This is a genomic window from Variovorax sp. 01N425 (assembly GCF_056399465.1).
In genome coordinates this window covers 47,110-56,575 of record NZ_JBFTRJ010000025.1, presented here as the reverse complement: position 1 = coordinate 56,575, position 9,466 = coordinate 47,110, and the positions used below count along the sequence as shown (strand labels likewise).

The following is a 9,466-nucleotide window of genomic DNA, read 5'->3' as shown; positions in this document are numbered from 1 at the left end:
CGGTTGTAGTTGGGGTGCGGCTCGGCGCCGAAGACGGTGATGTCGTACAGGTCGGGGGCGAGCTTCAGCAGCTCTTCGAGCGTGCGCACGCCGGCCATGCCGTTGCCGACCATCACGAGCTTGAGTTTCTTCATCATGGGTGGGGCCTTTCAACGAATCAAGCAAAGGAAGCGCACGGCGCGCGCGGAAAGCATGTGGAGAATGGCGCCATGAGCTTTGAAGTGGACATCGGCTACAGCAGCCAGCGCGGACCGCGCGACGTGAACGAAGACTTCGCGGGCGCCGTGAACGCGCCGCCTGGCGACGAGTCGCGCGGGCTCATCGCGGCCATTGCCGACGGCGTGTCCACGGGCGGGCGCGGCCTGGAGGCGGCGCAGACCACCGTCATGGGCCTCTTGGCCGACTACTTCGCGACGCCCGATACCTGGGAGCCGACTGCCGCGCTCGACCGCCTGGTCGCCGCGCAGAACGCCTGGCTCGCCGACCACAACCGGCGGCGGCAGGGCAGCGCCACGGCGCTCACCACGCTGACGGCGCTGGTGCTGCACGGCCAGAGCTACACGCTCGCGCATGTGGGCGACACGCGCGCCTGGCGCGTGCGCGCCGGCGGCGAGCCGGCCATGCCGCTGACCCAGGACCACGCCTTCGAGCATCCCGACATGCGCAGCCGGCTGACGCGCGCCATCGGCCTGGACGACCAGGTGCGCGTCGACTATGCGCAGGGCGACGTGCGCGTGGGCGATTGCTTCGTGCTCAGCACCGATGGCGTGCACGGCGTGCTCAAGCCGCAGCGCCTGGCCGCGCTCGCCCTGCAGGGCAGTGCCGAGGAGGCGAGCGAGGCGCTGGTGCAGGCGGCGCTGGACGCAGGCACGCGCGACAACGCGACCGCATTGGTCATCCGCGTCGTCGGCCTCGATGTGCGGCAGCTGGACGACGAACTCGGCGACGGCCGCCGCCTGGCGCCGCCGCCCTTGTTGAAGGTGGGAGACGCGCTCGACGGCTACGTCGTCACCGCGCTGGTGGCCGACACCGGCGTGCACCTGCTGTACCAGGCGCGCAATGCGGCCACGCGCGAACTGGTGGCGCTCAAGACGCTGCATCCCTCGCGCGCCAGCGACCCGCAGGAGCGCGCGATGCTCGCGCACGAAGCCTGGCTGGGCCAGCGCGTGGGCAACAGCGGATTCGTGCGCGTGCACGAACGCGCCGAGAACGCCAGCGCGCTCTACATCGTGTTCGACTGGCACGGCGGGCGCACGCTGGAGCAGATGCGCAAGTCCGGCGCGCGCGGCACAGTGGCCGAAGTGGTTGCCGCGGCCATCGAAGTGACCAAGGCCCTGGGCCGGCTGCATCGCCATGGCGTGGTGCACCGCGACATCAAGCCCGGCAACCTGCACCTGGGCGACGATGGCCGCTGGCGCATCCTCGACCTGGGCGTGGCGCTGTCGGGCCGCGAAGGCGCGGCCCAGCGGGAGCTGCATGCCGGCACGCCGAGCTACATCAACCCTGAGCAGTGGGAGGGCGCCGAGGCCGACACCGCGAGCGACCTGTTCGCGCTCGGCGTCACGCTGTACCAGTGGCTCGGCGGCCATCTGCCCTACGGCGAGATCGAGCCCTACCAGGTGGCGCGCTACCGGCGCGATCCGGCCGCGCTCTCGCGCCTGCGGCCCGATGTGCCCGTGTGGCTCGACCACCTGGTGCGCAAGGCGGTCGCGCGCGATCCGCGCGAGCGCTTCGAAACCGCCGAGGAAATGCTGCTCGCGCTGGAGCGCGGCGCTTCCCGCCCCGTGAGCGCGCCCGCCGCCACGCCGCTGATCCGCCGCGACCCGGCCGCGCTCTACAAGATCGCGCTGGCCGTGTCGCTGCTGTTCAACGCACTGCTGGTGGTGTGGCTGCTGTTCCTGCCACGTTGAGGGCGGGCGGAGGGAGGTCATGGCCGCGCCGTCTTCCTTGGAGGCACGTACTTGGCGTCGGCAGCGTGGGGCGAGGTGCGCGCGCGGCCACCTTTCTCTGCCCAGGTGCGCGTCCAGCGGATCTGCATCACGCGCATGACGCCCAGCATCACCAGCGACAGCGCACCGAAGAACACAAAGCCCCAGACGTAGCTGCCCAGGTACTGCTTCGACAGGCCCATGGCGTTGGGCACCAGCCCGCCGCCCAGCGCGCCGATCTCGCCGATCATCGAGCCGGCCACCGCGGTGCTCGTGGGCCAGCGCAGCGGCACCAACTGGAACAGCGCGCCGTTGCCTGCGCCCAGCGCGGCAAAGCACAGGATCAGCAGCAGGGTGGTGAGCGCGAGCGAGCCCGACGAGATGCCCACCAGCACCAGCCCGACGGCCACCACCAGCAGCACCACGGTCAGCGTGTTGACGCCGCCCCAGCGGTCGGAGATCCAGCCGCCCACGATGCGAACCGCCGCGCCCATGAAGGCGGCCAGCATCGTGAGCTGGCCGGCCTGCACCTTGCTCACGCCGAACTGGTCGTAGTAGTAGGAAGGCAGGAAGGTGGTGAGCCCGATGAAGCCGCCGAAGGTCACGCCGTAGATCAGGCTGAACACCCAGCCGTCCTTCTCGAACAGGCAGGCGATGTGCGCGCGGAAGCTCGCATGGCTGTCGACGTCGGGCGGCTCCTTGGCGAACACGATCATCACGATCATCGGCACGAGGATTGCGCCGGCCGCCACGCCGTACACCGCCTGCCAGCCGAGCCACTGCGCGAGCGGCGGCGCCACCAGCACCGACACCGCCGTGCCCACGTTGCCGGCGCCCACCAGGCCCATTGCCAGGCCCTTGTGCTGCGGCGGGAACCAGCCCGAGCCCAGCGACAGCGCCACGCCGAAGCTCGCGCCCGCAATGCCCAGCAGCACGCCCATGGCGAGCAGGTCGTTGAAGCTCTTCACGAAGAAGAAACCGAACAGCATCGCCACCGCGATCAGGCCCATCTCGACCAGCGTCGCGTTCTTGCGGCCGATGTACTGCGACAGGATGCCGAGCGGAAAGCGCATCAGCGCGCCCGCGATGATGGGCACCGACAGCATCAGCCCCTTCTGCGCGGGCGAGAGGTCGAAGCTCTCGCCGATGAAGGGCGCCATCGCACCGTTGAGCACCCAGATGCAGCACGAGAACGAGAAGTACAGGAAGGACGCAAACAGCGTCGGCCCGTGGCCGGAATGCAGAAAGGTCTTGAAGCTGGACATGGCGTTCAATCGTGCGAAATGCCGCGGCGCGGCCTTGCAGAAGCCGTGTCGACGGACGGGGTTGGGGCGGGATGCCGGCGGCGGACGCTGCCGGCGTGGGGGTGCTTCCCGGCACGTGCAGTGCCAGGACGGATGCAGGAGCCTGCAGCCTCACCAAAGCGGTGCTTCGTTACACCGCACCCTGTTCCACGCAAGAGGCGTGCCTGCGAAAGCGCGCGGGCCTGGCCTATGCTTGCGCTGCTCTGCATCACCTCGCCATGATTTCCCTTCTCGCCGTCCTGCCCAATGAATTCGCCGGCTCCGCGCCGTTGCCGGAGCTGCCGGAGCCGTTGCGGCTGGCGCTCGAGGGGGCGAATGCCACCGTGCTCGGAAGGGCCACCTGCCACACGCTGGTGCAGCAGGCGAGTGCGCTTGCACCGCAACAGGCCCTGGTTCATCTGCCGGAGCCGGCGGATCAGCTGCCGGCGCTGGTCGATGCATTGCGGGCCTGGGGTGGTGCGCCGCCTTGCGCGCTGAGCCTGGCCAGCGCGCCGCTGAGCGGAGAACAGCACGAGGCGCTGGCCGCGCTCGGCGTGCATGCGTGGGCGCCCATCGATGCGCTGGACGCCGTGTCGCTCGCGGCACTGCTCGCCCGCGCGCAGGCCCGCTGGCAGCGCGAGGCCGCGCTGCGCACCGAGCTCGACGCGCTGCGCACGCGCATGGACGAGCGCAAGTGGGTCGATCGCGCCAAGGGCCTGCTGATGTCGGCGCGCGGCATCGGCGAAGACGAAGCCTTCGGCCTGCTGCGCGGTGCCGCGATGCATGCCAACCTGCGGCTGGGCGAGGTGTCGCGCTCGGTCATCGAGGCCGCGCAGTGGGCCGATGCGATCAACCGCGCCGGGCAGCTGCGCATGCTCTCGCAGCGGCTGGTGCGCGTGGCGGCGCAGCTGCTGTCGGGCATCGACGTGCAGCGCGCGCGGGTCCTGCGCACGCAGTCGACCGAGCGGGTGCAGCAGAACCTCGATCATCTGGGCACCCTCGAGCTGGGCGCGGCCGGCGTGCTCGCGCTGGGCGAAGTGCAGGCCGCCTGGAGCGCGCTCGCCACCTCGCTGGCCGCGCGTCCCGCGCAGCAGGGGCTGGCCGAGATCGATGCGCGCGGCGAGGCCTTGCTGTCGGCGGCCGAGGCCATGACCGAAGCGCTGGAGGCCTCGGGCGCGCGGCGCGCGCTGCGCATCGTCAACATCTGCGGTCGCCAGCGCATGCGCGCGCAGCGCCTCGCGAAGGATGCATTGCTCGCATCGATCATTGCGGCCGAGGCGTCGCGCGAGCGGCTGCTGCCGACCATGAACGAGTTCGAGGCCGCGCTGCTGGAGCTGGAGCGCGCGCCCCTCAGCTCACCCGAGATCCGCGCCGCGCTGGCGGCCGCGCGCGACGAATGGCTGCGCCTGGTCGGCGGCGTGCAGGCGCTGGACAGCCCCGAAGGCCGCGCGACGCTGGTGCGTTCCAGCGAGGCGCTCGTCGACACCTTCGAGCGCCTCACCGCCTGGTACGAGCACAGCCTGCAAGTCATCATGTCCTGACTCCGGTCGCGCCGCGCCCGTGGGATCAGGCTGCGACTTTCTCCACGTGCGCCTGGCGCGTGTAGAGGAAATCGATCACGGCCTTGCGGGCATGAACATAGGCCGGGTCTTCGGCCAGCTCGACGCGGTTGCGCGGACGCGCGATGTCGACCTTCAGCACCTCGCCGATGGTGGCGGCCGGGCCGTTGGTGAGCATCACGATGCGGTCGGAGAGCAGCACCGCCTCGTCGACGTCGTGCGTGACCATCACGACGGTGCTCTGCGTCTTCTGCACGATCGCGAGCAGTTCGTCCTGCAGCTTGGCGCGCGTGAGTGCGTCGAGGGCGCCGAAGGGCTCGTCCATCAGCAGCACCTTGGGTTCCATCGACAGCGCGCGCGCAATGCCCACGCGCTGCTTCATGCCGCCGGAGATTTCACCCGGGCGCTTCTGCGCAGCCGCCGAGAGGCCGACCATTGCAAGCGCCGCATCGGTGCGCGCGCGCAGCTGCGCCTTGCCTTCGGTGGCCGCAAAGACGCGCTCGACGGCCAGGTACACGTTCTCGAAGCAGGTGAGCCAGGGCAGCAGCGAGTGGTTCTGAAAGACCACCGCGCGCTCGGGGCCGGGGCCCTTGATTTCCCTGTTCGCGCACAGCAGCACGCCTTGCGTCGGCGTGGTCAGGCCCGCGATGAGGTTCAGCAGCGTCGACTTGCCGCAGCCCGAGTGGCCGATCAGCGTGACGAACTCGCCCTTGGCCACGTTCAGGTTGACGCCCTGCAGCGCAAGGAAGCTGCCCTTGGCCGTCTTGAAGCGCTGCTCGACGTTGTGGATCTCGATGTACTTGGAATCATCATTCATGACTTCACCTCTTCGAACGTGAATGCAGTGGCGAGCTTGATGAGCGCGAACTCCAGCACCAGCCCGACGATGCCGATCACGAAGATCGCGATGATGATGTTGGCGACGTTGAGGTTGTTCCACTCGTCCCACACCCAGAAGCCGATGCCCACGCCCCCGGTCAGCATCTCGGCCGCCACGATCACCAGCCAGGCGGTGCCCACGGCCAGCCGCACGCCGGTCAGCATGTAGGGCAGCACGGCCGGGAACAGGATCTTCGTGAAGATCTTCCACTCCGACAGGTTCAGCACCTTGGCCACGTTCATGTAGTCGCTCGGCACGCGCTGCACGCCGACCGCGGTGTTGATCACCATCGGCCAGATCGAGCAGATGAAGATGGTCCAGATGGCCGCCGGGTTGGCGCCCTTGAACACCAAGAGGCCGATCGGCAGCCACGCGAGCGGCGACACCGGGCGCAGCAGGCTGATGAGCGGATTGAACATGCGCGAAAGAAACTCGAAGCGCCCGATCGCAAAGCCCGCCGGAATGCCGACCGCGGCCGCCAGCCCGAAGCCCAGCGCCACGCGCTGCAGCGACGAGAGCACGTTCCAGCCCACGCCCTGGTCGTTCGGCCCCTTGCTGTAGAACGGGTCGCTGAACACCGTGAGCGCCTGCTGCCAGGTCGCGAGCGGCGACGGAAAGCCGGTGGTGCTCTTCATGGCCACCAGCTCCCAGATCAGCACCAGCAGGCCGAAGCCCGCGAGCGGCGGCAGCACGCGCATCCAGAAGGCGCGCAGGTCGATGGGGGTGCGTGGTTTTTGCTCCCTGGCGACAGGGGCGGGCTGCGAGGGTGCTTCGGCGCGGGGCACACCCTCACCCCGACCCTCTCCCGCACGCGGGAGAGGGAGAGATGCGTCCATCGGCGAATGAAATACAGCGCTGACCATGATGTGTTCCTCCTCAGGCATGCAGCTTGAAAGACTCGGCGTACTTCTTCGGATCCTTGCCGTCCCACACGGTGCCGTCGAACAGCTTGCTGCTGCGCATCGTGTCCTTGGGCACCGGGGTCTGCGTGGCGGCGGCGGCCTGCTTGTAGATGTCGATGCGGTTGATCTCGGTGGCCACCTTCAGGTAGTCCGGATGCTCCTTGAGCAGGCCCCAGCGCTTGTGCTGCGTGAGGAACCACATGCCGTCCGACAGGTAGGGAAAGCTCACGGCGCCGCCGTTGTAGAACTTCATGTGGTTGGGGTCGTCCCAGCTCTTGCCCATGCCGTTGACGTAGCGCCCGAGGATGCGCTGGTTGATCGCATCCACGCTGGTGTTGACGTAGCTCTTGTCGGCGATGGTCTCGGCCATCTTGTTCTTGTTCTGCAGGCCGGTGTCGATCCACTTGCCGGCCTCGATGATGGCCGCGGTGACGGCGCGCGCGGTGTTGGGATACTTCTTGACGAAGTCGCCCGTGGTGCCCAGCACCTTCTCGGGGTGGTCCTTCCAGATGTCCTGCGTCGTGATGGCCGTCACGCCGATGCCGTCCATGATCGCGCGCTGGCCCCAGGGCTCGCCCACGCAGTAGCCGTCCATGTTGCCCACGCGCATGTTGGCCACCATCTGCGGAGGCGGCACCGTGATGTTCTTGACGTCCTTGAACGGGTCGATGCCGGCCGATGCAAGCCAGTAGTAGAGCCACATCGCATGCGTGCCCGTGGGAAAGGTCTGTGCGAAGGTGTATTCGCGCTTTTCGCTCGCGATCAGCTTGGCGAGCGAGGCCGCATCCACCGCGCCCTTGTCCGCGAGCTTCTTCGACAGCGTGATCGCCTGGCCGTTGTTGTTGAGGGTCATGAGCACGGCCATGTCCTTCTTGGGGCCGCTCAGGCCCAGGTGCATGCCGTAGACCAGTCCGTAGAGCACGTGCGCCATGTCCAGGTCGCCGTTGGAGAGCTTGTCGCGCACGCCGGCCCAGCTGGCTTCCTTGCTGGGCACGATCTTCACGCCGTACTTCTTGTCGATGCCCAGCACCGAGGCCATCACCACGCTGGCGCAGTCGGTCAGCGGGATGAAGCCGATCTTCACTTCTTCCTTCTCGGGCTTGTCGGAGCCCTGGGCCCAGACGGCGGCGCGCAGCGCGGGATTGACTCCCACGGCGCCGATGGCGGCGGCTTGCAGTACGCGGCGGCGGCTGAGGCGGGTTTTCAGCGGGTCGGTCATGTGGCGGGCTCCGGTTGAAGAACAACAAACAAACAAAGGAAGACAAAAACAAAAAGGCGTCCCGCACCGCGCAGGGGCTGCTCGAAAACGAGCCCTTGCGGGATGGGGGACGCCTTTGTCCGATCGCGGTGGGCAACACCCGCCGTTGGGTGCCGCCTGCCTGGGACCCGAAGGTCCATGTACTACTTCAGCAAGCTGTGTGCCAGCTTTTGCGGCTGCCGGTTGCTATCGAATCGGCAGCAGGAGAGCGGTTGCCGGCGCATGCGCAAGGTCTGCCGGGCGGAAATCCGCAGGCATGCACGCTTGTTGTGCGCTGCACCAATCCGAACGCTTTTTGGGGCGGCGCTCAGCGCCGGGGCGCTGCATCGAGCGGCAGGTAGTCGGCCATGGCGAGCATCGACTCGGCCACGTCGACCAGGCGGCGCTTCTGGTTCATGGCCGTCTGCAGCAGCATCTTGTGCGCCTCGTTCTCGCTCATGCGGCGGTGCGCCATCAGCAGACCCTTGGCGCGCTCGACCAGCTTGCGCTCGTTGAGGGAAGCGCGCACGGTTTCGAGCTCGTCGCCCATGGCCTGCAGCCGGCGCGACTGCTCCTGGACCATGTCGAGCACCGAGCGCTCCAGGTGGCGGCCGTACTGCGCGGGCTCGGTGGCCCGGGTGTCGGCGTCGTCGAAGAACACCGCGCCCTCGGGCTCCGGCGCCAGGTTGCCGAGCACCTGCTGGTAGCGCTGCAGCTCGCTGCGCGCCTGCGCGGTCTTGTGGGCGCAGAGCTCGCGCAGGTCGGCGGCCAGCCGGTCCTCGACGGTCTTCATGGCGTCGATGCGGCGCGTGCACCAGTCGAACCAGGCCTGGCTCAGCCGGGGGTCGGGCGCGGCCGCCGAAGCCGCCTGCGCCGAGCTCACGCTCATGCGGCGCTGGCGCTCGATCTCGGCCATGACGGCCTCGGACTGGCTTTGGTGCCAGAGCGCCAGCACGCCGCTGCTCGAAAAGTCGGTGAAGACCTGGAAGCAGCGCTCCTGCAGTTCGATGAGGTGCAGCCATTGCTGGCGCTGCGCCTCGTCGCCGCGGCCCAGCGCCAGCGAGGCGGCGCCGAAGGCGCGCTCCTGGCCGGCAAATTCCTTGCCCTGCATGAAGTTGAACATCGCCACCAGCAGGCGCGAGATCTCGGGATCGGTGGCGCCGTCGGCCGCCTCGAACACCACCGCCAGCAGGCCGGCAACCAGCTTGGCGAAGGCCGCGGTGGCCTGCGCGGGCGTCAGCTCGAGCGCGCCGATGCGCCGGCGCAGGGCGGGCAGGCCGTCCAGCCCCGGAAGCACCCAGGCAATGCGGCTGAAGAGGCGGGCGCTGTTGCCGGCGGTGGCGCCGGGGTGCGCTTCGGTCTCGAGCTGGTCGAATCCGGCACGCACCTCCTGCTCGAGCGCCAGGCATTCGGCGATCTGCGGATCGCGCTGCTCGGCGAAGCGGCCGCCGCGCGAGGCGAGGAACAGGTTGGACATGCCGCGCTCCCGCTGCAGCGCATGGACCAGCCGCGCGATCAGGCCGACCAGCTCGCTGGTGCGCGCGAGCTGGTCCAGCTCGTCGATTTCGCACTTTCTGGCGGCGATCAGAAAACTCAGTCCGGATTTCATGGTGGGGGAGGGGAAGCAAAGAGCTTGCTGCAACATCCGTGCCGCACGGGCATTCCTCGCCGCCTACA

General features: G+C 68.7%; 8 protein-coding genes. 3 read left to right on the top strand and 5 right to left on the bottom strand.

Going from position 1 to position 9,466, the window contains the following annotated elements; translation table 11 throughout:
• The first annotated feature begins 209 nt into the window (after window positions 1-209).
• Entirely contained in the window at window positions 210-1,910 is a 1,701-nt protein-coding gene (locus AC1DSC_RS30500) for a bifunctional protein-serine/threonine kinase/phosphatase (RefSeq protein WP_369663142.1), read from the top strand.
• Window positions 1,911-1,927: 17 nt separating this feature from the next.
• Here AC1DSC_RS30500 and AC1DSC_RS30495 read toward each other — a convergent pair whose 3' ends face one another.
• The gene (locus AC1DSC_RS30495) at window positions 1,928-3,193 is read right to left on the bottom strand and encodes an MFS transporter (RefSeq protein WP_012748622.1); all 1,266 of its coding nucleotides are present in this window, start codon (window positions 3,191-3,193) and stop codon (window positions 1,928-1,930) included.
• A gap of 257 nt (window positions 3,194-3,450) precedes the next feature.
• Between AC1DSC_RS30495 and AC1DSC_RS30490 the strand changes: the two genes are divergently transcribed.
• On the top strand, window positions 3,451-4,752 hold the full coding sequence (locus AC1DSC_RS30490) for an ANTAR domain-containing protein (RefSeq protein WP_012748621.1): 1,302 nt from the start codon (window positions 3,451-3,453) through the stop codon (window positions 4,750-4,752).
• A 25-nt stretch (window positions 4,753-4,777) separates the two neighbouring features.
• Here AC1DSC_RS30490 and AC1DSC_RS30485 read toward each other — a convergent pair whose 3' ends face one another.
• Genes AC1DSC_RS30485 through AC1DSC_RS30475 form a run of 3 tightly spaced genes read right to left on the bottom strand, consistent with a single transcriptional unit; the run spans window position 4,778 to window position 7,771 of the window.
• Entirely contained in the window at window positions 4,778-5,587 is an 810-nt protein-coding gene (locus AC1DSC_RS30485) for an ABC transporter ATP-binding protein (protein ID WP_012748620.1), read from the bottom strand.
• Complete coding sequence (gene ntrB, locus AC1DSC_RS30480; RefSeq protein WP_012748619.1) at window positions 5,584-6,513, bottom strand: nitrate ABC transporter permease; 930 nt, start codon at window positions 6,511-6,513, stop codon at window positions 5,584-5,586. The genes AC1DSC_RS30485 and ntrB overlap by 4 nt, the downstream gene beginning before the upstream one ends.
• A gap of 13 nt (window positions 6,514-6,526) precedes the next feature.
• A complete protein-coding gene (locus tag AC1DSC_RS30475) occupies window positions 6,527-7,771 on the bottom strand; it encodes a CmpA/NrtA family ABC transporter substrate-binding protein (RefSeq protein ID WP_012748618.1) in 1,245 nt (414 codons plus the stop codon).
• 14 nt (window positions 7,772-7,785) lie between these two features.
• Between AC1DSC_RS30475 and AC1DSC_RS30470 the strand changes: the two genes are divergently transcribed.
• A complete protein-coding gene (locus AC1DSC_RS30470) occupies window positions 7,786-8,151 on the top strand; it encodes a hypothetical protein (protein WP_150106792.1) in 366 nt (121 codons plus the stop codon).
• Here AC1DSC_RS30470 and AC1DSC_RS30465 read toward each other — a convergent pair.
• A complete protein-coding gene (locus tag AC1DSC_RS30465; protein WP_012748617.1) occupies window positions 8,118-9,398 on the bottom strand; it encodes a nitrate- and nitrite sensing domain-containing protein in 1,281 nt (426 codons plus the stop codon). The genes AC1DSC_RS30470 and AC1DSC_RS30465 overlap by 34 nt on opposite strands.
• Between the last annotated feature and the right edge of the window lie 68 nt (window positions 9,399-9,466).

What these genes read in the sequence shown, in the direction of transcription:
- AC1DSC_RS30495 (WP_012748622.1), bottom strand. Translation starts at nt 3,193, where the DNA reads ATGTCCAGCTTCAAGACCTTTCTGCATTCCGGCCACGGGCCGACGCTG.
- AC1DSC_RS30465 (WP_012748617.1), bottom strand. Translation starts at nt 9,398, where the DNA reads ATGAAATCCGGACTGAGTTTTCTGATCGCCGCCAGAAAGTGCGAAATC.
- AC1DSC_RS30490 (WP_012748621.1), top strand. Translation starts at nt 3,451, where the DNA reads ATGATTTCCCTTCTCGCCGTCCTGCCCAATGAATTCGCCGGCTCCGCG.
- ntrB (WP_012748619.1), bottom strand. Translation starts at nt 6,513, where the DNA reads ATGGTCAGCGCTGTATTTCATTCGCCGATGGACGCATCTCTCCCTCTC.
- AC1DSC_RS30500 (WP_369663142.1), top strand. Translation starts at nt 210, where the DNA reads ATGAGCTTTGAAGTGGACATCGGCTACAGCAGCCAGCGCGGACCGCGC.
- AC1DSC_RS30475 (WP_012748618.1), bottom strand. Translation starts at nt 7,771, where the DNA reads ATGACCGACCCGCTGAAAACCCGCCTCAGCCGCCGCCGCGTACTGCAA.
- AC1DSC_RS30485 (WP_012748620.1), bottom strand. Translation starts at nt 5,587, where the DNA reads ATGAATGATGATTCCAAGTACATCGAGATCCACAACGTCGAGCAGCGC.